At 72.4% G+C, this 21,905-nt stretch carries 22 protein-coding genes and 3 pseudogenes; 13 read left to right on the forward strand and 12 right to left on the reverse strand.

Annotation, left to right across the window (positions count from 1 at the left end; genetic code table 11):
* Window positions 1-52: 52 nt before the first annotated feature.
* Window positions 53-412, forward strand: coding sequence for a hypothetical protein (locus ACIRR8_RS21640; RefSeq protein ID WP_404067153.1), 360 nt, complete (start codon window positions 53-55; stop codon window positions 410-412).
* An 18-nt stretch (window positions 413-430) separates the two neighbouring features.
* Here the strand turns inward: ACIRR8_RS21640 and ACIRR8_RS21645 are convergent.
* Window positions 431-622: pseudogene (locus tag ACIRR8_RS21645) on the reverse strand (ATP-binding protein); the annotation flags it as partial.
* A gap of 1 nt (window position 623) precedes the next feature.
* Between ACIRR8_RS21645 and ACIRR8_RS21650 the strand changes: the two are divergent.
* Both ACIRR8_RS21650 and ACIRR8_RS21655 read left to right on the forward strand, forming a co-directional pair.
* A pseudogene (locus tag ACIRR8_RS21650) lies at window positions 624-803 on the forward strand (Scr1 family TA system antitoxin-like transcriptional regulator); the annotation flags it as partial.
* Window positions 804-1,038: 235 nt separating this feature from the next.
* Window positions 1,039-1,368, forward strand: coding sequence for a hypothetical protein (locus ACIRR8_RS21655; RefSeq protein ID WP_404067156.1), 330 nt, complete (start codon window positions 1,039-1,041; stop codon window positions 1,366-1,368).
* Between the two features lie 38 nt (window positions 1,369-1,406).
* Here the strand turns inward: ACIRR8_RS21655 and ACIRR8_RS21660 are convergent, their stop codons facing one another.
* The 5 genes from ACIRR8_RS21660 to ACIRR8_RS21680 form a co-directional block, all read right to left on the reverse strand.
* Entirely contained in the window at window positions 1,407-2,834 is a 1,428-nt protein-coding gene (locus ACIRR8_RS21660) for an extracellular solute-binding protein (RefSeq protein WP_404067159.1), read from the reverse strand.
* Window positions 2,831-5,641, reverse strand: a complete 2,811-nt coding sequence (locus ACIRR8_RS21665) for a substrate-binding domain-containing protein (RefSeq protein ID WP_404067162.1) — start codon at window positions 5,639-5,641, stop codon at window positions 2,831-2,833. Before ACIRR8_RS21665 ends, ACIRR8_RS21660 begins: the two co-directional genes overlap by 4 nt.
* A 5-nt stretch (window positions 5,642-5,646) precedes the next feature.
* On the reverse strand, window positions 5,647-6,240 hold the full coding sequence (locus ACIRR8_RS21670) for a hypothetical protein (protein WP_404067165.1): 594 nt from the start codon (window positions 6,238-6,240) through the stop codon (window positions 5,647-5,649).
* Between the two features lie 158 nt (window positions 6,241-6,398).
* A complete protein-coding gene (locus ACIRR8_RS21675; protein ID WP_404067167.1) occupies window positions 6,399-7,784 on the reverse strand; it encodes a mycothione reductase in 1,386 nt (461 codons plus the stop codon).
* Between the two features lie 75 nt (window positions 7,785-7,859).
* Window positions 7,860-8,621, reverse strand: coding sequence for a DUF3159 domain-containing protein (locus ACIRR8_RS21680; RefSeq protein ID WP_404067170.1), 762 nt, complete (start codon window positions 8,619-8,621; stop codon window positions 7,860-7,862).
* Between the two features lie 357 nt (window positions 8,622-8,978).
* On the opposite strand from ACIRR8_RS21680, the gene ACIRR8_RS21685 reads away from it, so the two are divergent.
* Both ACIRR8_RS21685 and ACIRR8_RS21690 read left to right on the forward strand, forming a co-directional pair.
* Window positions 8,979-9,449 (forward strand): hypothetical protein, encoded by a 471-nt coding sequence (locus ACIRR8_RS21685; RefSeq protein ID WP_404067173.1) that lies wholly within the window; start codon window positions 8,979-8,981, stop codon window positions 9,447-9,449.
* A gap of 90 nt (window positions 9,450-9,539) precedes the next feature.
* Entirely contained in the window at window positions 9,540-9,686 is a 147-nt protein-coding gene (locus tag ACIRR8_RS21690) for a hypothetical protein (RefSeq protein ID WP_404067176.1), read from the forward strand.
* 106 nt (window positions 9,687-9,792) lie between these two features.
* Here ACIRR8_RS21690 and msrB read toward each other — a convergent pair whose 3' ends face one another.
* The 4 genes from msrB to ACIRR8_RS21710 form a co-directional block, all read right to left on the reverse strand.
* Window positions 9,793-10,200 (reverse strand): peptide-methionine (R)-S-oxide reductase MsrB, encoded by a 408-nt coding sequence (gene msrB, locus ACIRR8_RS21695; protein WP_030562242.1) that lies wholly within the window; start codon window positions 10,198-10,200, stop codon window positions 9,793-9,795.
* Between the two features lie 50 nt (window positions 10,201-10,250).
* Entirely contained in the window at window positions 10,251-11,651 is a 1,401-nt protein-coding gene (gene murC / locus ACIRR8_RS21700; RefSeq protein ID WP_404067180.1) for a UDP-N-acetylmuramate--L-alanine ligase, read from the reverse strand.
* 76 nt (window positions 11,652-11,727) lie between these two features.
* Window positions 11,728-12,180 carry an indole-3-glycerol phosphate synthase gene (locus ACIRR8_RS21705; RefSeq protein ID WP_404067182.1) on the reverse strand — a complete coding sequence of 151 codons (453 nt, stop codon included), beginning with the start codon at window positions 12,178-12,180 and terminating at the stop codon, window positions 11,728-11,730.
* A 250-nt stretch (window positions 12,181-12,430) separates the two neighbouring features.
* Window positions 12,431-13,219 carry a pyrimidine reductase family protein gene (locus ACIRR8_RS21710; protein ID WP_404067185.1) on the reverse strand — a complete coding sequence of 263 codons (789 nt, stop codon included), beginning with the start codon at window positions 13,217-13,219 and terminating at the stop codon, window positions 12,431-12,433.
* A 37-nt stretch (window positions 13,220-13,256) separates the two neighbouring features.
* On the opposite strand from ACIRR8_RS21710, the gene zapE reads away from it, so the two are divergent.
* From zapE to ACIRR8_RS21730, 4 genes are all read left to right on the forward strand, one after another.
* Entirely contained in the window at window positions 13,257-14,351 is a 1,095-nt protein-coding gene (gene zapE / locus ACIRR8_RS21715) for a cell division protein ZapE (RefSeq protein WP_404067188.1), read from the forward strand.
* A gap of 110 nt (window positions 14,352-14,461) precedes the next feature.
* Window positions 14,462-14,887 (forward strand): OsmC family protein, encoded by a 426-nt coding sequence (locus tag ACIRR8_RS21720; RefSeq protein ID WP_109980071.1) that lies wholly within the window; start codon window positions 14,462-14,464, stop codon window positions 14,885-14,887.
* 170 nt (window positions 14,888-15,057) lie between these two features.
* Entirely contained in the window at window positions 15,058-16,470 is a 1,413-nt protein-coding gene (locus tag ACIRR8_RS21725; protein WP_404067191.1) for an alkaline phosphatase PhoX, read from the forward strand.
* Between the two features lie 99 nt (window positions 16,471-16,569).
* A complete protein-coding gene (locus ACIRR8_RS21730) occupies window positions 16,570-17,406 on the forward strand; it encodes a polysaccharide deacetylase family protein (protein ID WP_404067597.1) in 837 nt (278 codons plus the stop codon).
* A gap of 179 nt (window positions 17,407-17,585) precedes the next feature.
* Here the strand turns inward: ACIRR8_RS21730 and ACIRR8_RS21735 are convergent, their stop codons facing one another.
* Both ACIRR8_RS21735 and ACIRR8_RS21740 read right to left on the reverse strand, forming a co-directional pair.
* Window positions 17,586-17,768, reverse strand: coding sequence for a hypothetical protein (locus tag ACIRR8_RS21735; protein WP_404067194.1), 183 nt, complete (start codon window positions 17,766-17,768; stop codon window positions 17,586-17,588).
* Window positions 17,769-17,794: 26 nt separating this feature from the next.
* The gene (locus tag ACIRR8_RS21740; protein ID WP_404067196.1) at window positions 17,795-18,469 is read right to left on the reverse strand and encodes an AIM24 family protein; all 675 of its coding nucleotides are present in this window, start codon (window positions 18,467-18,469) and stop codon (window positions 17,795-17,797) included.
* A gap of 71 nt (window positions 18,470-18,540) precedes the next feature.
* Here ACIRR8_RS21740 and ACIRR8_RS21745 point away from each other — a divergent pair, with 71 nt between their 5' ends.
* The 4 genes and pseudogenes from ACIRR8_RS21745 (at window position 18,541) to ACIRR8_RS21760 (ending at window position 21,898) form a co-directional block, all read left to right on the forward strand.
* The gene (locus ACIRR8_RS21745) at window positions 18,541-19,302 is read left to right on the forward strand and encodes a peptidyl-tRNA hydrolase (protein WP_404067199.1); all 762 of its coding nucleotides are present in this window, start codon (window positions 18,541-18,543) and stop codon (window positions 19,300-19,302) included.
* A gap of 35 nt (window positions 19,303-19,337) precedes the next feature.
* Window positions 19,338-19,556: pseudogene (locus ACIRR8_RS21750) on the forward strand (haloacid dehalogenase type II); the annotation flags it as partial.
* Between the two features lie 166 nt (window positions 19,557-19,722).
* Window positions 19,723-20,469: a DUF4142 domain-containing protein gene (locus tag ACIRR8_RS21755; RefSeq protein WP_404067600.1), complete on the forward strand. Its 747-nt coding sequence runs from the start codon at window positions 19,723-19,725 to the stop codon at window positions 20,467-20,469.
* A gap of 112 nt (window positions 20,470-20,581) precedes the next feature.
* Entirely contained in the window at window positions 20,582-21,898 is a 1,317-nt protein-coding gene (locus ACIRR8_RS21760; protein WP_404067201.1) for a DUF692 family multinuclear iron-containing protein, read from the forward strand.
* Window positions 21,899-21,905 lie beyond the last annotated feature (7 nt).

Here is a 21,905-nt window from a genome sequence, read left to right on the forward strand (position 1 = left end):
TGGACCGGACCGCAGGGACCGCGGCCGGAGCCGCCGACTAGAATCGGCTTCCATGTCGAAGCCTGACGAGTTGCTCGTTGATGTCGCCGCCCTGGTGGAGTCCGGGCACAGCAACCAGATGTCGCTGACCGTCGTCGCCGGGGGCGCCGTCATCACCGGCCGACTGGCCCCCGAGGCCGTCTGGCGGCAGCGGGTGTCGGAGGTCCTGGCGGACTCGGCCCAGCTGGGCGAGTTCGCCGCGGCCTTCACCGCCACCGCGCGCAAGGAAGGCCCCCAGACGCATCTGCACTTCCACGTGGCGCGGATCCTGCAAGGCGCGGTGGGAATCCCGGAGACGGGTGGGATGTACCGCGTGGCGATCGAGGACGTCAGCGCCTGGACGATGGGCGACTTCAGCTACTCCGACCACTGACGCCCCTGGGGGCGGTGGTCAGTACAACAGGTCCAGCTCCGCGCGGACCGTCCTGCCCGGCGGCCGTTCCCGGTCGAGAACCGCCCAGCGGTCCGCCGGCGCGTCCACGATCAGCATCCCGCGCCCGCCGTCGTCGCCGTCCGCCGGTGCGGTGACGTCCCCCGGCCCTGGCGGTCGGCGCTCGCCCCGGGTGTCGGACACCTCGATCCGCTACACGTACGAGTGCCGGTTGATTCCGGGGCTGTTGCAGACGCCTGCGTACGCGCGGACGTATTTCGCGGACCGGTTGCCGCCGCTCGACGACGAGCAGATCGAAGCGCGGCTCGTGGCCCGGCTGGAACGTCGGGAACTCCTGCGGAACCGGCCCGACACCGCCTGGACGCACTTCCTCGCGTACGCCTCCCAGGCCTGATCCCTGCGGTTCCCGGACAGGGAAGCATGACGGGAGCGCGCCGGGGCACCCGTCACGCATGGGTATGGTCGGGAACCGTCGGTTCGAAGCTGTTCGGCGACACTGGGCGCGTAAGCGGGGTCACGCGCGCCTGCTCGATCGTCTGGAGTGGACGGCCTGTCCACCCTCGGCCGGGACCAGCGAGCATCATCTGCTCCTGGTCCACCACCGCAAAGTGGTCGGTGAGTTCTCCTACCGGCTCTGCGACCGTTGCCCGGCCGGTCAGCTGACCACCACGCGTGTTCCCCTGTCCCTGTCCGAGGGACGGGTGGTGCGCCGGGCCATGTCGCATCTGCGGTTCCGTCACCCCGACCGGTCCTGGCTGCCCCAGCCCGCCGTGGCCGGGACCGGCACGGTACGCCGTCGGCTTCTGGCGGACAGCCGCTTCTGCGAGGGCCACGACGCGGCGGGCTACTCCCTCCCCGCATCCACCTCCTTCGCGTCGGAGCTGTCCTCCAGGGGCGCCGCGAAGGTCACCGCGACGGCGGTGGCTCCCGCGCGGTAGATGATCACCGCGACAACAGCGCGCCGCCCCGGCGGCCGCTAGCGGCCCGCGAAGGCCTCTTTCAGGGCTTCGTGCAGTTGCTCCGCCGCTTCGTCGAGATCGGGCGACTCGTCCGTCAGGAGTCCGTACACCGCCGATTGCAGAGCCCGGGTGAACGCTCCGTAATACGGCGTACGCGGACGCTGCACCGCCTCCTCCAGCGCCCGCCGTACGCTCCCGATGTACTCCGACCGCTCCCGCGCGGACGGGGCGCGGGCGCTGCCCTCCCGTGGCACCGGGTCCGCAGAGGCCGTGCCGGGCCGCAGCGCCTCGGTGACCGCTTCCCAGCAGGCCGGTGCCCCGGTCGTCTTCTCCGCGGTGTACGACGAGAGACGGGTCGCGGCGAAACCGGCGTCCAGGAGGCAGCGTTCGCTGCGCGGCCCGGTGAGGAAGGCGAGCAGCTTCCGGGCGGCGGCGGATCGCGGTGACGCGGCGGAGACGGCGAGGTTCTGGCCGCCGAGCACGGAGCGGCCGGGGAGCGGGACGGCGGCGTACCGCTCCGGTGCCAACCGGCTCTGGAGCGCGCCGAAGGCGTAGGGCCAGTTCCGCATGTAGACCACCCGGCCCTCCGCGAAGTCGTCCAGGGTGGCGTCCTCGTTCGAGGTCAGCGCCCGGGGCAGCAGCGTGCGGTTGTCGTCGACATGCGTGAGGAACTCCTGGAGGCCGTCCTTCAGGGTGTCCGGCGTGGCGTTGTACGTGCCGTCAGCGCTCGCGATCCGCACGTCGGCGGCGGCGAAGGCGTCCATCACGTTGACCGTCAGGCCCTCGTAGGGCGCGAGTTGGGTGGTCCAGCCCTTCTCCGGGTCATCGCCTTCCGGCTGCCCGCTGCCGAGGGTCGCGATGGAGTCGTAGAGGTTCTGCCAGGACCAGTCGCCGGTCGGCTGGCGGTTCTCGTTGATCCCGCTCTGCTCGATCAGGTCCTTGCGGTAGTAGAGCAGGCCGACGTCCGTGTTGAAGGGCAGGGCGTAGGTCCGGCTCTTCCAGCGGGTGGTGCTCAGGACTTCGGGAATGACGTCGGGGTCGTCGGTGTCGGAGTCCGGCAGCGCCTGGATCAGTCCGGCCTCGGCGAACTCGGGTATCCAGGTGACGTCGAGGTTGACGATGTCGTACGCGGCGCTGCCGGACTGGAGTGCGCCGAGCAACTGGCTGCGCTGCTGGTCGGCGCCGCCGGGCAGCTCGACGATCTGCGCCCGCAGGTCGGGGTCGTCCTCGTGTTGGCGGTTCCACTCGGCGATGAGCTGCTGGCGCACTCCGCCGGAGCCGGTCACGTCGAGGCCGCTGGCCACGATGATCGGGCCCGGTGCCTGGGTGCCGGGCGTCGGCGACGGGCCGTCCGCGCCGCTCCCCGTGCAGGCGGCCGACAGGGTGAGCAGCAGGCACCCGAGGACGCCGGCGCGGGGAGGGCGACGGGGCCGCGTGCCGCTCACCGGGCGTCCCCCGTCCCGGTCTTGGCGACCTCGGCGGTCAGCTCGGTGGCCAGGTCGTCGGAGGCGTCCAGGCAGCGGCCGCCGGTCGCCTCGGCGAGCCGCTGGTTCAGCTGCTCGGGTGCGCATCCGCCTCCGCGCAGCGCGACCGTGACCACGCGTACCGGTGTCCCCTCGGTCGCGGTCTCCACCAGCGCGAGGACGTCCTCGCGCTGAAGGTCGGCGGAGTCCTCGTCGTCCGTGACGAGCACGAGCAGCCGGGGCACGGGGCCCTCGGAGCCCGACCGGAGCTCGGACAGGCCGTCGCGCAGGCCGTCCAGGACGCGCGCGTTCCTGTTCACCGCCGGGGCCCCGCCGACCGCCGCGCGGGCCCGGCCCAGGTCCGGGCCGGCGCTGCCGAAGGGGACCAGTTCCGTGTGGTTCGCGGCGCTTCCCGGTGAGAGCCCCCACACCCCGAACGTGTCCTCGGGTCCGATCGGGGCGGTGGACCGGGCCACCAGGTCCTTGGCACGTCCCGGCCCCGACCAGACCCGGTTGTCCTCCATCGAGGTCGAGTCGTCCAGCAGGTAGAGGACGCGGCCGGGGCCGAGCGCCTGTCGGTAGTCGCGCAGCGCCTCGGTGACCTCGGAGGCCGAGGTCGGCGGGTTCGAGGGCGGCAGGAGGAGGCTCACCGCCCCTTCGTTGGCCTTTGCCGTGAGCGGGGAGGCCTCGGAGGGAAGCGACGGCTTCCCGCTCGGTCCGGTGCGGAAGCCGTCCCGCACGAAGACCGCCCCGGCCTCGGGGTCCTTGGCCAGCCAGTCGTAGAAGTCCCGCACTGCCCGCCCGCGCGCGGTCGCGTCCCGGTCGGCCCCGGCCCAGGTGACACGGAAGAAGGGGAGGTCGAGCACGGGAACGTCGGTGGGGTAGCGGGCCGCACGGTGCTCCAGGACGTCACTGGCGCAGGCCGGTCGTCCCACGGTGCCGGCCTCCCCGCTCGCGGAGGGCAGGTTGAACAGGGCCATGGTCTGCTCGGGAACCAGCACCGCGGCCCTGTCCTCCAGTGCGTTACGGGACCCGTCGGCGAGGCCGCACATCAGATCGCGCGCCGTGGGCTGCGGGGGAAGACGGTCATCGGTGAGGGTGGCCTCGACGTCGCCTGGACGGCGGTCGTCGGTCCCGTACAGCGCGGTGGTCGACAGCAGCGCGCCGTCTCCGCCCTCGGGATCGGGACGTAACACCTGGTAGGGCTCCGGACCGTCGGAGCCACCGTCCCGGACTCGGGCGACCAGGTCGGCCAGCGGTGCGGGGCGATCGGCAGGGCCCGGCCGCCGGCCCACGTCGGCGGGGACGGCGAGGACCATCGGGGTGTACGCGACAGAGCCCAGCGAGTCGAGCTTCGCGACTGTCCGGGCCGCCACGCTCTGCTCGGCGAGCACGCGCAGCGAGGTGACCGTGGCGGCCGGGATCCAGACGTCGGGCTGGGCCCCGAGATCGCGTTGCGGCAACAGGCAGTCGCCGGAGGGCGGGCAGGAGGCGGGATGGGATTGCCAGAGCGGCGCGGCCTGGAGCGCGTCGACGACATCGGTGGAGTTGCCGGTGTACACGCTGATGCCCACAGTCCGGCAGCCGCCGGTGCTCCGGTCCAGGTAGGTGTCGGCGGCCTTCTGCACGGTGGGCCGGATGTCGGGATCCACCAGTACGCGCAGTTCCAGAGGCGGCGCGCAGCCGTGGTCCGGGCCGCCGCCGAGGCTCAACAGGACGCCGGCTCCGGCGAGGCAGGCGAGCGCGAGGCCGGCGGACAAAGCCCGGTAACGCCGGGCGGCCGGGCGCTGTTTCGGTGTCGTGCCGTCGGCCGGAGGCGGGGGGACCGGGCCGGCCTCGGCTTCGTTCCCGGCCTCAGCCTCGTTCCCGGCCTCAGCCTCGTTCCCGGCCTCAGCCTCGCCCTCCCCGGGGCGCCCCGGCGCCGCGACGGCACCATCCGCTCCGGCGGACGCGAGCGCCGGACGACCGGCCCCGGGCGCCGTCCCGGCCGGCTCGGACGGCCCGGGCTCCCGCCCGTGTCTCCTGCCGGGGATGGCGAGCAGCACGTCGTCACCGTGTCGGCGCTCCCCCGGGATCCAGCGGTGATCGTGGACCGCCTTCAGCGGGGCCATCACCTCGCGGATCTCCCCCACCAGCCGGGTGAAGGTGGCGGGCTTCGAGGCCCAGGTCCGCCCGGTGAGCAGGCGGTGGAGCCCGACGGTGAAGTCGGTGCCGGTCGCGGCGTCGCCGGGTGGGATCTCCACGTTCTGCTCGGCCGCCATCAGGAGTGCGAAGTTCTGCTGCTCCTCCGGGTGGAAGTCCTGCCGCGCGTTTCCGGCGAAACAGCAGTCGAGGACGACCACGACCCAGTCGGCCCGCGCCAGCCGCAGCTCGGCCATGACGTGATCGCGCCACGAGAGCGCGTCGATGAAAGGGCGGTGCGGATCGGCGATGACCCGCGAGGGGCTGAACAGCAGGTGCAGATCCTTTCCGTCGGCCTTGACCACGCCGTGCCCGGCGAAGTAGACGACGAGAAGCCCGTCGACCTGCTCGCGGGCGTCCCGTAGCGCTCGGACCACCTCCAGCGGGTCGACGGTGCCCGGGCCGCTCCCGGCCGGGTCCGGCAGCACGACCAGCTCTCCCGGGGCCATGACACCCGTGCCTTCGGCGGTCAGCGCCTCCGCCATGAGCCGGAGGCTGTGCGCGACCGCGGGCAGGTCGGCTTCATGGGTGTAGGAGTCGACGCCGATGAGCACCGCGCGATGGGTCTTGGACCGGTTCTGCGAACTACGCGCGTTGTACGGCGGCACAACGCCTAGCCCCGCCCGCCCGCGTCCCACCCGTCCGCGTTCGGCCCGTCCGCGTTCGGCCCGTCCGCGTTCGGCCCGTCCGTGTCCCGTCCGTCCGTGTTCGAACCGTCTGTGTTCGGCCCGTCCGCCTCATCCGCCGGGCGACGCTCCGTCTCGCCGGAGCCGGGTTCGTCCCGGGCACCGGGACCCGTCCCGGTGTCCCGTCGGAGTGTCGGGTCGCCGTCGCCGCCGTCCGCGTCGAGCGTGACCCGGGGAAGCTCTTCGGCGTTCGCCAGCCTGCGCCGGTTGCGGTGCCAGGCGAGGACCGCCCGCCAGACGTTCTCGATGACCGACCGGGCCACCTCCGCGGTGACGACGAGCAGGATGTCCTGCACCAACTCGCCGCCCATGGAGGGGCTCTGCCGATGTGAGTCCACCAGCCTGACGTCGAGCCCGCCCTCGTCCCGGGCCTCCGTCAGGATCGGAGCGTCCTCCAGCCACTGGTGCAGCGCCGCGAGATCCTCCCGCCGCCGGTGCGTACCACTGACCTCGACCCGGAACACGAGTTGCCCGCCCGAGGCCCCCCGCTCCCCCACGACCGCTTCGCTGCCGTCCGCCACGAAACCCGCCCCCTCCCGGCGCGAAGCATCCGCTCGCGCCCGTAACTCACAAGTATTTCACGGGGATTGCGCCCAGGCGCGGGTTCGGTGCCAGATGCGCGCCCGCCCCCGAGCACACCGTTCCGGTACCCCGGCGGCCGCCTTCGTACCTCCTCGTCTCACTTCCGTCCGGGCTCCAGGTCCAGGTCCTTCAGCGCGTTCTCGACGACCTCGGTGAGGGCGGGGTGGATCCACAGGGGCTGCTCGGACAGCTCGCGTACGGTCATGCCGCTGGTCAGCGCGATGACCAGCGGCTGCACCAGGGTGGCCGCCTGGGGCCCGAGGATGTGTCCGCCCAGCAGGCGCCCGGTGTGCCGGTCGGCCAGCACCTTGCAGAATCCGTCGGTCTCCTCCAGCGCCCAGCCGTAGGCCACATCCGCGTACCGGTGGACCGCGACCGCGTAGTCGAGTCCCTGCTCGCGGGCCTCCTGCTCGGTCAGTCCGACCTGGGCGATCTGCGGGCGCGTGAAGACGGCCGACGGCACCGCGTCGTAGTTCATGGTCCGCCGGTCGTCGGGGTGGAGCAGGTTGTGGGCGACGATCTCCGCCTCACGGTTGGCGACGTGCTTCAGCGGGACCCGCGTGGAGATGTCGCCGAGGGCCCAGACCCCGTCGGCGGTCGTGCGCAGGTGCTCGTCCACGGTGATCCGTCCGCCGTCACCGGTCTCGACACCTGCCGCGGCCACACCCAGCCGGTCGCTGTTCGGCCGGCGGCCCACGGCCACCAGCAAGGTGTCGGCGGTCAGTTCGGTGCCGTCGTCCAAGGTGAGGCGGAGGTCGCCGGGCCTGCCGGAGAGCTCGGTCAGCTCGCGCCCGAGCCGCAGGTCCCACTGGTCGCGCACGATGTCGGTGAAGGTCCGGGAGACCAGCTCGTCCTGCTGCTGCGCCAGCAGCCGGTCCGCCTGCTCGATGACGGTGACCCGGCTGCCGAGGGAGTGGAAGACATGGGAGAGCTCGGCGGCGATGTATCCGCCGCCGAGCACGACGAGCCGCCGTGGCACCTCGTCCAGACGCATGACCGTGTCGGACGTCTCGTACGGCAGCCCGGAGTCGGCGACCACCGGGGGAACGACGGGCCGCCCGCCCGCGGCGATCACGATCCGTTCCGCCTCGATCTCCACGGGCCCGTCGTCGGTCTCCACCGTGAGCCGACGCGGGCCCGTGAAGCGTGCCGCGCCCCGGTAGACGGTGATGTGCTCGGAGTCGCGACGGCCCTTCTCACCCTCCTCGGCCGCCGCGTCGAGCCGGCCGAAGACCCGGCTGCGGATGTCCCGCCAGCGGACGCCGCGCAGTTCTGCGTCGATGTCGTGGCGTTCCGACTCCCGGACCGAGTCCGCCACATCGGCCGTGGCGGCGAGCATCTTGCTCGGGATGCAGCCCGCGTTCAGACAGGTACCGCCGAAGGGTCCGGCGGAGACCAGGGCGATGTCGAGGCCGGCGAAGCGGTCGTCGATGAGTGCGTTGCCGGTACCGGCGCCCAGAACGATCAGGTCGTGTCGTCGCATGGCGGGAAGGTAACCGCTTTGGCGGGACATACACCTCTCCCACCGGATATACGCCCCTCCCACCGGACACGCGCCCTAGGGTCGCCGCGAGGCGGCCTCGCCGGCCTCAGGGGACCGGCGCGAGGCGGCGCGGGCGGCCCAGGCGACGGCCAGCACCCCCACGGCCAGCAGCGGATATCCCATGACGATCTTCGCGGTGCCCAGCGAACCGACCTCGTCGGCCTGGTACAGGTACTGCTGGACGGCGAAGCGGGCGGCGAAGATGGCCGTCAGCACGATCGTCGCGACGCCGAAGTAGCGGCGCGCACGCCGGTCCTCCCGCCAGGTCGAGCTCTTGCCCCGCAGCGAGAACCACAGCACGCCCGCCAGCGGTCGGCCCGCGAGGACGGAGAGACCGAAGATCAGGGCGAGAGCCAGGTTCGACCAGATCCCGATGAGGAAGTAGTCCTTGGCCGACCCGGTCCACCAGGAGATCCCGGCGGCGATGGCCACCCCGAAGACCCCGCCGATGGCGGGCATGACCGACTCCTTGCGGATCAGCCGCTCGGCGGCGATCACCACGGCGAGGGCGAGAGCGGCGATGATCGCCGTCGTGAGTCCGCCGATGGCGTTGCCGATGACGAAGGCGAGGACGGGCAGCGCGGAGTAGATCACGCCACGGACTCCACCGGCCTGCTCCAGGGCGGACGGCCGCGGTCGCGGGGCGCGCTCCGGCTGCCCCGGCAGCCCGGTTCCCGCCTCGGCCGGGTCACGGGGATCGGTCCCGGACCGCCCCTCGGCGGGGTCCGGGACCGGCCGCCCGTGGTCCAACTGCTGCTGCGTCTGATTGATCGCCACGGTGACCTTCTTTCGGACGGGGGACGAAAGGGCGTGGGACGTGCTTCGCTCTGGACCACCTGCTATCCCCAAAGCCGGTCACCATGTCGAAAAGACCGGACCAGGTCGGCCGATGCCCCGGCAGGCGCCCGGTCAGGCATGGTGGCGCTCCGGATCGCCGCCGCCGGGGCCCGGATCGGACCCGTTTCGGGTGGCCGGACGGGACGGGACGCGCACCCTTCGGTCCTGCGGGCTCCGGAGTCCGCGCCGGCCGCCGGGCCGCCCGGTCCTCGTACCGATACCGGACAGGTACGGTAAAGACGTACCGATGTCTCTCATGGGCCTCCTGGCGGGCTGCGTGAACCCAGGAGGAGCCGCATGACGACCAACCGTGGACGCAAGGACGTCATCCGCGACCGGATGGCCGCCACCGGCGAGTCGTACAACGTCGCCGCCCGCAACCTCAAGGCCATGAAGGACACCGCCGCCACCCGTGACGCCGTCCTCGTGCAGCGCTGGACGCCCGCCGACTCCTTCGACGTGCCGTGTCCGTGCGGCGGGACCTGCGAGCCCGGTGAGACCTGCGGCCACTGCCACGCCCGCCACCGCCATGTGAAGCGCTACCCCGGCTCCACCACCGAGGTCGAGACCTGGGCCGACCGCTACGAGTGCACCGGCTGCTCCTCCTCGTACACCCTGACCATCCACCTGGCCGGGCGGCCCTGGGGTGTGGCGGAGACGGTCGTGCAGGGCGGGTCTGCCGAGGAGGTCGTGCAGGCGACCGTCTTCCCCGGGGTCATCCACCCGCTGCTGCGCTCGGAGGCTGCCGAGGACGCCCAGCAGAGGTGAGGCGCCCCTCGGTGAACATGCCGTCACCGTGAGCGTGCGGTCGGGCGTTTACGGGGTAGGCGAGAGTCAGGCCCGCCCCGAGGAGGAACCATGTCCCGCCTGATCGCCCGCATCACCCGGTTCACCCGCAGCCCCCAGGGCCGGAGGACCATCGATTCGGCCCGGCGCGCCGCGGCCGACCCCCGAAAGCGCGCCCAGGCCCGCAGCCTGTTCGGACGGTTGCGCGGACGCCGGTGACGGCGGCGCTTCGGCGGACGGCCGGAGCGGTGCCGGGAGGCGTACGCAGAAGATGCCCGCACGGGTCTCCCCGTGCGGGCATCTTCACGTTCCGTCGGCGTCCGGCTCAGCTCTCGTCCGGCGCCAGCGTCAGCGAGATCGAGTTGATGCAGTAGCGCTGGTCCGTCGGGGTCGGGTAGCCCTCGCCCTCGAAGACATGGCCCAGGTGCGAGCCGCAGCGGGCGCAGCGGACCTCGGTGCGGACCATGCCGTGCGTGCGGTCCTCGATCAGTTCGACCGCGTCGGTGTCCTTCGGGTCGTAGAAGGACGGCCAGCCGCAGTGCGACTCGAACTTGGTGTCGGAGCGGAACAGCTCCGCCCCGCAGGCGCGGCAGGAGTAGACGCCCGCCGTCTTGGTGTCGGTGTACTCACCGCGGAAGGCGGGTTCGGTGCCGGCCTGGCGCAGGACCTGGTACTCGGCGGGGGACAGCTCCGCCCGCCACTGCTCGTCCGGCTTCTCGACGTCGTACGGCACGGCTCGCTCCTCAGCTCGACAGGTGGTCGCTCGCTCCGGTCGCCCCTCGGCTACCGGTCGCTCGACAGGTGGTCCAGGATGCGCGGGCCGAGGTCGGTGACATCGCCCGCTCCCATGGTGAGAACGAGATCACCGGGCTTGGCCATTCCCGCGACGGCGGCGGGGACGTCCGCCTGGTCGTGGACGGCGGTGACCTCGGCGCCGGCCGCCTTCGCCGCGTCGATGATCACGGCGCTGGTGATGCCCGGGATCGGGTCCTCGCGGGCTGGGTAGATGTCCAGGACCACGGAGGCGTCGGCCAGCGCGAGGGCCTGGCCCATCTCCGTACCCAGCTCCTGCGTACGGGAGAACAGGTGCGGCTGGAAGACGACCAGGATGCGGGCGTCGGCGGCGGCGCCGCGCATGGCCTCCAGGTCGGCGGTCATCTCGGTCGGGTGGTGCGCGTACGAGTCGATGACCTGCACCCCCGCCGCCTCGCCCTTGAGCTGGAGGCGGCGCTTGACCCCGGTGTACGACCCGAGGGCCGAGGCCAGGTTGTGCGCGGGGATGCCGAGGGCGACCCCGGCGGCGAGGGCGGCGACCGCGTTGTGGGCGTAGTGGGCGCCGGGGACCGAGACGGTGAACGTGAGGAACCTGCCGTTCAGCAGGACGGTGACCTCGCTGGTCAGGCCGCGCGGAGTGACCTTGTGGACGCGTACGTCGGCTTCCTCGGCGGAGCCGTACGTGAGGACCTTGAGGTCGGCGAGGTCCCGGACCCGGCGGGTCAGCTCGACCGCGCCGGGCTGGTCTGCGGAGATGACCAGGGTGCCGCCGGGGACGACCTTGCCGACGAAGGTCTCGAAGGAGTCGTAGATCTCGTCCATCGAGGCGTAGTTCGCGTGGTGGTCCAGCTCCACGTTGAGGACGATCGCGACCTCGGGGTCGTACTTCTGGAAGCTGCGGTCGCTCTCATCCGCCTCCGCGACGAAGATGTCGCCTTCGCCGTGCGTGGCGTTGGTGCCGGGGCCCTCCAGGTCGCCGCCGATGGCGTACGAGGGGGCCAGGCTCAGCGAGGAGAGGGCGACGGCCAGCATCGACGTGGTGGTCGTCTTGCCGTGCGTACCGGCGACCGCGATGGCGCGCAGGCCGTTCATCAGGGAGGCCAGCGCGTCGGAGCGGTGGACCACCGGGATGGCCAGCTCGTTCGCCCGGAGCAGCTCCGGGTTGTCGGCGCGGATGGCGCTGGAGACGACCACGCAGGAGGCGTCGTCGGCCAGGTGCCCGGCCGCGTGCCCGATGTGCACGGTCGCGCCCAGCGCCCGCAGCGACTCGGCGGTGGCGGACTCCTTCGCGTCGCTGCCCACCACCTTCGCGCCGCGCTGGGCGAGGATCTTCGCGATGCCCGACATTCCGGCGCCGCCGATGCCGATGAAGTGCGGTCGTTCCATGGCGGCGGGAATGCCGGGTGCCATCTGTGGTCCTCCGTGCTCGTGGTCTGGCCGTGGCGACGCGGTCCCGGCTTGCCTCCGGGGACCGCGCGGCTTCAGCCTATTCGCTGTGCGCGAAGAGCTTGAGCACCGGGACGCCGACCTTGTGCCGGGCACGGGAGGCCCAGTCGCGGTGGAAGAACTCCTCCACGTAGTGCGGGGCGGTCAGGACGATGACCTCGTCGGCGCCCGCGTCCTCGACGACGGTCTTCAGCTTGTCCAGGGGGTGGTCCTCGATCACCTGTCCGACCGCCTCGGCGCCCGCCTCGCGCAGCGCCCGTAGCGAGTACTCCAGGCCGATCTCAGCGGGTTCGCGGGCCTCCTTGCCCTCCGGTTCCTCGCCCTCGCGGACGGCTTCCTTGAGCTCCCCCATCGCCACGTCGTCGATCGCGCGCAGCAGGACATCGGCCTGGTCGCCGCGCGGCTGCAACAGAACGACGAACGAGATCCGCTCCTCGCCGTGGAGGGTGGTGACGAAGTCCACGTCCTCGGGAGTGAGCGGCTTCTCGATCATCAAAACGCTTGTGAACACGACAGGCGCCCTTCCGCTTCTGCGTCTCGCCGACAGCCGGCTCGGCCGTCGGCGATCGTTTGCTGAAACCATCCTTCCCCGTGATGCCACGGGGACTGCAGAGGTAAGTGTGCCCAGCCGAAGCTAACCGGAACGGGTAATTCCGCTAAGTGTCCCCGCACTGGTGACCCGGCGCGCCTCCGCCGGTCACCGGGCTCCTTACCGTCGGTAGCGAGCCGGGCGGTCCGGCTCCTTACCGTCGGTAGCGACCGAAGAGGAACCCGTCCTCCTCCAGCAGCGACGCCAAGGCGAAACGTTCCGGCACGGCGACCCCGGGACCTCCGGCGATCCGCTGCGCGTCCCCGGCCGTGAGCATCGGGGAGAGCGTCAGGCAGAGCTCGTCCAGCGCACCCGCCGCCACGAACTGGCCGAGCAGCCGGGGCCCGCCCTCCGTCAGCTGCCGCCGCAGCCCCCGGTCCGCCAGCTCGCGCACCGCCCGCGCCGGGTCGACCCGGGTGCCCTCGCCCGCGACCACCACCTCCGCGCCCGCCTTCCGGGCCGCCGCGATCCGGTCGGCGGGCGCCCCGGAACCGGTCACCACGAGGGTCGGGACCAGGGGCTCGGTGAACAGCGGCAGCGCGAAGTCCAGGTCCAGCGAACCGCTCACCACCGCGATGGCGGGCGCGGGCCCCTGCCCGGCCGCCGCCCGCCGCGCCGCGAACGCCTCCCGGGCGCGGGCCGGACGGTACCCCTCCTGGCGTACGGTCTCGGCTCCGGCGATCACCACATCGGCCAGGGCCCTCAGCGTGCCGAAGATCCGCATGTCGGCGGCGCAGGAGATGGGCTGCGAGCGGCCGTCGTGCTGGGCGGCGCCGTCGAGCGTGGAGACCATGTTGGCGCGCAGCCAGGAGGCACCCGTCGTGGGGTACGCGTACGCCTCGGCCAACTCGTCGAAGCTCCACTCGCGGTCCGCCGGCAGCCCCGAGGGGTCGGGGGAGGCGGCCGTTGTTGTCAGGTCCGTCACAGGGAACAGGCTTCGCATGGGTTGCAGTCTGGCACGGGCCTTAGGGTGGAGAGTTGTGTCGTCCTCCACCGCGTTTCCGGGGCAGAGCCCCCTTTCCGAAACGGCCCCGCTGTCCCTGTGCGCCCGCGAGCCGCACGTCCCCGCCGACCGTCTGGTCGCGGAGATGGTGCCGCCGCCGCGCTTCGATTCGGTGCGCTTCGACACCTACGTACCCGACCCGAACCAGCCCAGCCAGAGCGAGGCCGTGACCGTGCTGTCCGGCTTCGCGGCCGGGCTCGGCGGGTCGCACGCGACGGGTTCCGGGCGCCGCAAGTGGTTCGGGAGCAAGAAGCCGGCCGCGCCGACCGGGCCGCGCGGGGTGTATCTGGACGGTGGGTACGGCGTCGGCAAGACCCACCTCCTCGCCTCCCTCTGGCACGCCACGCCCGCCGAGCCGTCGCTGAAGGCGTTCGGCACTTTCGTGGAGCTGACGAACCTGGTCGGCGCCCTTGGTTTCCAGCAGACCGTGCGGACACTGAGCGGGCACCGGCTGCTCTGCATCGACGAGTTCGAGCTCGACGACCCGGGCGACACCGTGCTGGTCTCCTCGCTGCTCAGCCGGCTGGTGGAGCACGGGGTGGCGCTGGCCGCGACCTCGAACACGCTGCCGGGCAAGCTCGGTGAGGGCCGGTTCGCCGCCGCCGACTTCCTGCGCGAGATCCAGGGCCTGTCCGCGCACTTCCGCCCGCTGCGCATCGACGGTGAGGACTATCGGCACCGCGGACTGCCCGAGGCCCCGCCGCCGTACAGCGACGAGCAGGTGACCCGTGCCGCTTACGCCACGCCGGACGCGTCCCTGGACGACTTCCCGGGGCTGCTCGAACACCTGGCGAAGGTGCATCCGAGCCGGTACGGGGCGCTGACCGACGAGCTGGGCGCGGTCTGCCTGACCGGGGTGACGGCGGTGCCGGACCAGTCGACGGCGCTGCGGCTGGTGGTGCTGGCGGACCGGTTGTACGACCGCGAGGTGCCGGTGCTGGCCTCCGGGTTGCCGTTCGACCGGCTGTTCAGCGACGAGATGCTGAACGGCGGGTACCGGAAGAAATACTTCCGGGCGATCTCGCGCTTGACGGCACTGGCACGTGACGCGAAGGGCCTGGTGGCGCAGTAGGTTCGGGGGGTGACACCGGGTGCCCGTACGGCGGCGTGCCCGTAACTCCGTTCGCGTACAACCGCGTACGGCTCCCGTACCACCGCGTACACCGTTTGAAGGGATCCAGCATGGCTACCACGCGTCAGGCCCACACGAACTGGGAAGGCAACCTGCTCGACGGCAAGGGGGTCGTCACCCTCGACTCCTCCGGCATCGGTGAGTACCCCGTCTCCTGGCCGGCCCGCTCGGAGGCCGCGAACGGCAAGACCAGCCCGGAGGAGCTCATCGCCGCCGCGCACTCCAGCTGCTTCTCGATGGCGCTCTCCCACGGACTCGCCGGGGCCGGCACCCCGTCGACCCGGCTGGAGACCAAGGCCGAGGTGACCTTCCAGCCCGGTACGGGTATCACCGGCATCCACCTCACCGTCGTGGGCGAGGTCCCCGGCCTCGACGAGGACGCCTTCGTGAAGGCGGCCGAGGACGCCAAGGCGAACTGCCCGGTCAGCCAGGCGCTGACGGGTACGACGATCACGCTGTCGGCCTCGCTGGCCTGACCCCGCGCGGCCGGCCGGAGCCCACGAGCGCCGGCCGGCGCTTCGGCGGCCCCCTCCGGGCCGTCCCAGCGGCAACACGAGGCGCGGGGGCGCGCATGGTTCCCCCGCGCCTCCGTGCGTGCTACACACATGCGGGTCACGTCACCTGTCCGCCAACAGGGAGTTGCCTCATGTCATCCGAAACCCGGAACACAACGACCGCAGCGACCGCGACGACCGCCCCCCGGAGCACCGCGACACGACGACAGGTCCTGGCCGGCAGCGGCGCAGCGGCCGCGATCGCCTTCACCGGGGCCTTCTCCGAACTCTTCGCGGGCACGGCAGCCGCCCGCGGCCACGACGGCTACGGCCCCCTCGTCCCCGACCCGGACGGTCTGCTCGACCTGCCGAAAGGTTTCCGCTACCGGGTGCTGTCCCGGGAGGGCGACCCGCTGCGCTCCGGCGAGGGCCAGGTGCCGAGCAACCACGACGGCATGACCGCCCTCGCGGGCCGCCACGGCCGGGTCCACCTGGTCCGCAACCACGAGAACCGGCACACGGCGAAGATCGGCGTCCCGACCGTCGACGGCCTGACCTACGACCCGGCGGCCAAGGGCGGCTGCACGTCCCTGGAGCTGGACGGCCGGAACAAGGTGCTCGGCGAACGGGTCGCCATCGCCGGTACGGCGGTCAACTGCGCGGGCGGGCCGACGCCTTGGCGTACCTGGCTGACCTGCGAGGAGACCGAGGACAAGGCCGGGACCAACGGGTACACCAAGGACCACGGCTTCGTCTTCGAGGTGGACGGCGCCGACCCGCGCCGCACCGGAGCCGTTCCGCTGACCGCGATGGGCCGCTTCCAGCACGAGGCGATCGCGGTCGACCCGAAGAACGGGATCGTGTACGAGACGGAGGACGCGTTCGACAAGCCGTTCGGCCTCTTCTACCGCTTCCTCCCCGAGAAGCCGCTGGGCGGCACCGGTTCGCTGCGGGCGGGCGGGGCGCTGGAGGCGATGCGGGTGCCGGGGCTGCCGGACCTCTCGGTGGTCCAGGAGACCGGGGCGAGCTTCGACCGGGTCGAGTGGGTGCCCGTACCGGATCCGCTGGCGGCCAAGACGCCGATCCGGCTCCAGGACTTCGGCCGCAAGGGCATCACGCACGCGCAGAAGCTGGAGGGCTGCTACTGGGGCGGCTCGTCCGTCTACTTCGTCTCCAGCTTCGCCCGCAGCGAGGAAGGTTCGGCGGGCGACCACTACGGCCAGGTCTGGCGGTACGAGCCGAAGAAGCGCCGGCTCACCCTGGTCGTGGTCTTCGGCCCGGACACCGACATCCAGCTGCCCGGCGAGTCCCCGGACAACATCTGCCTGGCGGCCGACGGCGGACTGATGGTCTGCGAGGACGGCGGCGGCGCGCAGCACGTGCTGGGGGTGACGCGGCGGGGCGAGGTCTACACGATGGCGCGCGGACGGCAGAACATCGGGACGCCGGAGGAGCCGGAGTGGGGCGAGTTCGCGGGGGTCGCGTTCTCGCCGGACGGCTCGACGATGTACGTGAACTGCTACACGCCGGGGACGACGTTCGCGGTGACGGGGCCGTGGCGGTGAGGGGGCGACACCGGAGTGCCATATAAACCCTAAGGGTAGATTGTCGGATATTTTCCGTGAGTGATCACTACTGCGCGGAAACGGAAGACGACTGTCCTGATGGTCGCGGGTGTGCTGATCGGTGGCGCCTTGGCCGGGTGCGGGGGCGCCGCCTCCGCACCCACCGCCTCCCCCACACCGACCGCCACGCCACCTGCCTCCTCACCCCCGCCCCCGAAGAAGCCGCCCACGATGGCCCCGGGCCCGGCCGGCCGCACCCCGGTCTTCGAGCGGCGGCCGGCGGCCGGAGGCGCGGCGGAGAAGGTCGTGGCGCTCACCTTCGACGCGGACATGACGGCCGATCAGGGCCCTCGGGCGAAGGCGGGCGAGCGCTTCGACAACCCGGAGCTGATCGCGCTGCTGCGGCGGCTGAAGGTGCCGTCGACCGTGTTCATGACCGGGCGCTGGGCGGAGGAGTACCCGACGCAGGCGAAGGGGATCGGTACGGACGACCTGTTCGAGGTCGCCAACCACTCGTACAGCCACCACGCCTTCACCGCCGACTGCTACGGGCTGCCGGTGGTCGCGAAGGACGCCATGGCCCGCGATGTGGAGCGCGCCTTCTCGTCGTTCCGCGAGGCCGGTGTACGGAACGTGGTGCCGTACTTCCGCTTCCCCGGCGGCTGCTACGACGACGCGGCCCTGCGCGCGCTCACCCCGGCGGACGTGACGGCGGTGCAGTGGGACGTGGTGAGCGGCGACGCGTTCGCGACGGACGCGGGGGCGGTGGCCGCGCAGGTGCTGGACGGGGTGCGGCCGGGGTCGCTGGTGGTGCTGCACTGCACGCGCAGCGCGGCGCCGGTCACCGCGGAGGCGATCGGCACCATCGTTCCGGAGCTGCGGAAGCGGGGCTACCGGTTCGTGAAGGTGTCGGAGCTGATGGAGGGCCCTGTCTGAGGGATGATCTCGCCGCGGGCTTCATGGTCTCCAGGTGCGGGCGGCATGCTGCTGACCGGAGCCGGCGGGAGAAGGACAGGGGCTGGTCACGCGGGCCTGGCGGGCGCTGATCGGCTGGGAGGATGTCCTCCCTGGCCTGGGACGACGCCCCCGCGAAGCCCTGGGCCCGAGCGGCGCGCTCAGCCCGAACAGGCCGAGCGCGCCGCCTCCTGCCACGTGCAGACCGGGCAGAGCGTCGCGCCCTTGGTGGACTCCGGATGCTCGGTCGGTTGGCGGCACAGCACGCACTCCGCGAACGGCGGGCCCGCGTCCGCCTCGGTGGTCGCGGGTGCGGGGGTCGCGCAGTACGCGTCGTCGTCCATGGCCATGAGCGTACGCAACCGGGCTGTCAGTTGGCCGTCCGCTCGGGCCTGGCCTCGCTCGGGCGGACGATGACGAAGCCCTCGCCCTGGAGCATCAGCTGCACGGCTTCGCCGGAGCCGCCGCGCACCATCGAGCCGACGCTCTGCGAGCGGTGCAGGGTGGTCGTGAGGTGCTGGCTCCAGCCGACGACCGCGTCCGTGTCGACGTACACCGGCTGGGCGGCCGTCACCGGGATCACTATCGGCGTGCCCTCGCACATCAGGCCGATCTTGCCGTAGCCGGAGAAGACGCTGTTGAAGAGGCCGCCACCGACCATCCCGGCGCCCTTCACCGTCTTGATCTCGTACGCGAGGGTGGCGTCGAAGCAGAGGACGTTGCGGCCGTTGATGGTGAGCTGGTCGCCCTGGTCCATCTCCACGATGAAGCAGTTGGCGGCCTCGTGCGCGAACCACGCCTCGCCCTGACCGCGTACGGCCATGAGCGCGAGGCCCTCGCCGGTGACCGCGCGCTTGAGCAGGCCGCCGATCCCCTGGCCCTTGCGCTCGAACTGGAGGTTGCCGCAGAAGGCGATCATCGAGCCCTGGCGGGCGTGCATCTCCCCGTTGACGGCGTACTTGATCGACTTGGAGTTCTGCAGGGTCATGCCGGGGGCGGTGGCCTGCTCGGCCAGGTGCTCGCTGGAAAAGAGATCGCTCTTCATACCGAGCATCCTCACCCGGGCCGGCCCTTCAAGCCAAGGAGGTGGCACCCGCCGCCTGGCAGACTGGCACGGTGAGCAGCGACGACACCTCCCAGAACCCCTCCCGCGACACCTCCCCGAGCCCCTTCCACCACGGTCCGACCGACCGGGACGAGGCCCCGCAGTACGTGCTTCCGCTCGTGGTGCACCTGGAGAAGACCGACCCGCCCGCCCGGACCGACGCCCTGCGTACCGCCGCCCGCGCGGTGCTCACGATCCTGGCCGACGAGCGGTCCACCGGCGAGGGCGAGTGGGCCGGGGCGATGCGGGACTGGGAGGACGCCCGGATCCGCAAGGTGGTGCGCCGGGCGCGCGGCGCGGAGTGGCGCAAGGCGGCCGCGCTGCCCGGGATCACGGTGACGGGCGACAGCGCGGAGGTACGGGTGTACCCGCCGATCCCGCTCGACGGCTGGCCCAAGGAGCTGGCCAAGCTCCAGGTCTCCGGCACCGACCTGGACGACCCCGAGCCGCCCGCCGCCCCCGGCCCCGAGGCCCCGGTGCTCTGGCTCAACCCGGAGGTGGAGATGTCGGCGGGCAAGACGATGGCGCAGGTCGGCCATGGCGCCCAGCTCGCCTGGTGGGAGCTGTCCGAGACCGAGCGCAAGGCGTGGCGCGAGGCCGGGTTCCCACTCTCCGTGGCCACCGCGGCCCCGGAGCGGTGGCGTGAGCTGACGGCGAGCGGCCTGCCGGTGGTACGCGACGCGGGGTTCACCGAGATCGCCCCCGGGCCTACGGTCGTGGCGGAGGGCGGGCTGCGGTTCGGCCCGCTCCCGGGCGTACGCTCCCGCCGGTGAGCGCCCGCCACCTCTGAGAGCAGGAGACCCCGGCCATGGCAGCAGTGGAGATCGACGCCCTCGTCTTCGACGCCCTCGGCACCCTCGTGGACGAACCTGCCGGGCTCCGCGCCGGCATCCGCGCGCTCGGCCCGTCGCTCGACGAGGCCGGGACCGAGCGGCTCCTGCTGCTGTGGCAGCGGCACATCGAGCGTGAGCAGCGCCGCGTCCTCGACGGGGAGCGGCCCTACCTCGCCGGTCCGCTCGCCGATCAGCACGGCCGGAATAGGTCCGCCCGCGGCTGAGTGTTTCCGCGCCCGCTGACGTATCTCCCGATACCGCCCCACCGGCGTTACCACCAAGTAGCCTGCACCGCAGGTCGGTTGGCGGTGGTCCGACGCCTGATCGACGCTCTCACGCCTCGTCCCGGGAGACACCTTGCTGCGACGCATCAACGGAACGGCCCTCATCATCGCGGCGCTGGTCGCCACAGTGGGCGCGCTCGCCTTCCCCGTCTGGTCCTACGCGGACCGTTCGGGCACCGGCGAGGCGAACCTGAACGCCTCCAGCGTCGCCACCCAGTGGGGCCCGCTCTCCGCGACCGACCGGGACTTCCTGGTCAAGGTGCGCCTCGCCGGGCTGTGGGAGCTGCCCGCCGGGCAGCAGGCGATCGAGCGGGCGCCCAGCGAGGCGACGAAGGCCGCCGGGGACCATCTGGTCGTCGGCCACACCGACCTGGACCGCCGGGCCCGGGACGTGGCCGCCAAGCTCGGCGTGGAGCTGCCGAACCAGCCGACCGAGCAGCAGCAGGAGTGGCTGCGGGAGCTGACGGCGGCGAGCGGGGACGAGTACGAGCGGAAGTTCGCCAACATCCTGCGGGCCGCGCACGGCAAGGTCTTCGGGCTGATAGGCCAGGTACGGCACACCACTCGCAACACCCTGATCCGGCAGCTCGCCAGTGACGCGAACCAGACCGTGCTGGACCACATCACCATGCTGGAGGCCACCGGCCTCGTCGACTTCGACGCGCTGGCGCGTGAGGCGGCCGGCGGGTCCACGGCCAGCCCCTCCGGCCCGCCGATGCCGCAGGGCGGGCAGGTGCCGCTGGCTCCGGTGCCGGTGACGCCGACCGGCGACCAGTCGTTCACCTCGCGCCCGGTACCGCCGACGATGCCGCCGATGCCGTAAAGCGACGCGCGGGCGCCGGAACCTCAAATCATCCTCTGAACGTCCCTCTCTTCGGGTTCGACGCCGCTCGGCGGGGCCATCACCCCGGGACAGAGCGGAAAAGGGGGACACCATGAAGCTGGGCATCGGGATCGGCTGGCGGCCGGAGATCGCGGCCGAGGTGGAGGCGCTCACGGGGGTCGACTGGGTGGAGGCGGTGGCGGAGAACCTCTGCGCCGACCACCTCCCGGACTCCCTGGTGCGGCTGAGGGAGCGGGGCGTGACCGTCGTACCGCACGGCGTCTCGCTCGGCCTGGGCGGCGCCGACCGCCCGGACGCCGAGCGGCTCGCGGGTCTCGCGGCGCGCGCCGAGCTGCTCGGTACGCCGCTGGTGACCGAGCACATCGCGTTCGTACGGGCCGGGGGGCCGCTGACCGCGTCTCCGCGGCTGGAGGCGGGCCACCTGCTGCCGGTGCCGCGGACCTGGGACGCGCTGGAGGTGCTCTGCGAGAACGTGCGGATCGCCCAGGACTCGCTGCCCGTGCCGCTGGCCCTGGAGAACATCGCGGCGCTGGTCTCCTGGCCGGACGAGGAGCTGACCGAGGGACAGTTCCTGGCCGAGCTGGTCGAGCGGACCGGGGTGCGGCTGCTGATCGACGTGGCCAACCTGCACACCAACCACGTCAACCTGGGGCAGGACCCGGCGAAGGCGCTGGACGAGCTGCCGGTGGAGGCCATCGCCTACGTGCATGTGGCCGGCGGGATCGAGAAGGACGGCGTCTGGCACGACACGCACGCCCACCCGGTGACCGCCCCGGTCCTGGACGTGCTGGCCGAACTGCGCTCCCGGGTCGACCCGCCGGGCGTGCTGCTGGAGCGCGACGACGCCTTCCCGCCCGGCGCGGAGCTGGCGGCCGAGCTGGAGACGATCCGGGCGACGCTGCGGAAGGCCGGTGACACACGACGGCCCCGGACGGCCACGACCGCTCCCGCCGCCCCCGTACCGACGGCCACGACCGCTCCCGCCGTCCCCGTACCTCCCGGAGCCCGCGGCCGTACCGCCGTCGCGCAGACCTCGCTGCTCTCCGCGCTCGTCGCGGGCACGCCGGCGCCCGAGGGCTTCGACCACCGGCGGCTGCGGGTGCAGAGCCGCGCGCTGGCCGCCAAGCGGGCCGACGTCGTCGCCAAGGTGGCGCCCGAGCTGCCGGAGATCCTGGGCGACGGCTATCGCGCCGCCTTCGTCGCGTACGCCGGGTCGCATCCCATGGGCGGTGGTTACCGGCGTGACGCCCTGGACTTCGTGGAGCGGATCCTGATCTCGGGCGGCCTCGCCGACACGGTGGCGCAGCGGCGGCTGACGCACTGGTGGGAGGACCGCTCGGGGCTGCGGCCGACGGGCCGGGCCACCCGTCTCGTCCGGGCGGCCCGTGCCGTCCTCGTGGGGAAGTGAGGGTCGT

Origin of the sequence: Streptomyces sp. NPDC101178, assembly GCF_044767965.1 — a bacterium.
Taxonomy (GTDB): domain Bacteria; phylum Actinomycetota; class Actinomycetes; order Streptomycetales; family Streptomycetaceae; genus Streptomyces.

Coding starts and splice junctions, on each gene's coding strand:
- ACIRR8_RS21640 (WP_404067153.1), top strand. CDS start 53: ATGTCGAAGCCTGACGAGTTGCTCGTTGATGTCGCCGCCCTGGTGGAG.
- ACIRR8_RS21675 (WP_404067167.1), bottom strand. CDS start 7,784: ATGCGACGACACGACCTGATCGTTCTGGGCGCCGGTACCGGCAACGCA.
- ACIRR8_RS21685 (WP_404067173.1), top strand. CDS start 8,979: ATGACGACCAACCGTGGACGCAAGGACGTCATCCGCGACCGGATGGCC.
- ACIRR8_RS21690 (WP_404067176.1), top strand. CDS start 9,540: ATGTCCCGCCTGATCGCCCGCATCACCCGGTTCACCCGCAGCCCCCAG.
- murC (WP_404067180.1), bottom strand. CDS start 11,651: ATGGCACCCGGCATTCCCGCCGCCATGGAACGACCGCACTTCATCGGC.
- ACIRR8_RS21705 (WP_404067182.1), bottom strand. CDS start 12,180: ATGATCGAGAAGCCGCTCACTCCCGAGGACGTGGACTTCGTCACCACC.
- ACIRR8_RS21710 (WP_404067185.1), bottom strand. CDS start 13,219: ATGCGAAGCCTGTTCCCTGTGACGGACCTGACAACAACGGCCGCCTCC.
- ACIRR8_RS21720 (WP_109980071.1), top strand. CDS start 14,462: ATGGCTACCACGCGTCAGGCCCACACGAACTGGGAAGGCAACCTGCTC.
- ACIRR8_RS21725 (WP_404067191.1), top strand. CDS start 15,058: ATGTCATCCGAAACCCGGAACACAACGACCGCAGCGACCGCGACGACC.
- ACIRR8_RS21730 (WP_404067597.1), top strand. CDS start 16,570: ATGGTCGCGGGTGTGCTGATCGGTGGCGCCTTGGCCGGGTGCGGGGGC.
- ACIRR8_RS21735 (WP_404067194.1), bottom strand. CDS start 17,768: ATGGACGACGACGCGTACTGCGCGACCCCCGCACCCGCGACCACCGAG.
- ACIRR8_RS21740 (WP_404067196.1), bottom strand. CDS start 18,469: ATGAAGAGCGATCTCTTTTCCAGCGAGCACCTGGCCGAGCAGGCCACC.
- ACIRR8_RS21760 (WP_404067201.1), top strand. CDS start 20,582: ATGAAGCTGGGCATCGGGATCGGCTGGCGGCCGGAGATCGCGGCCGAG.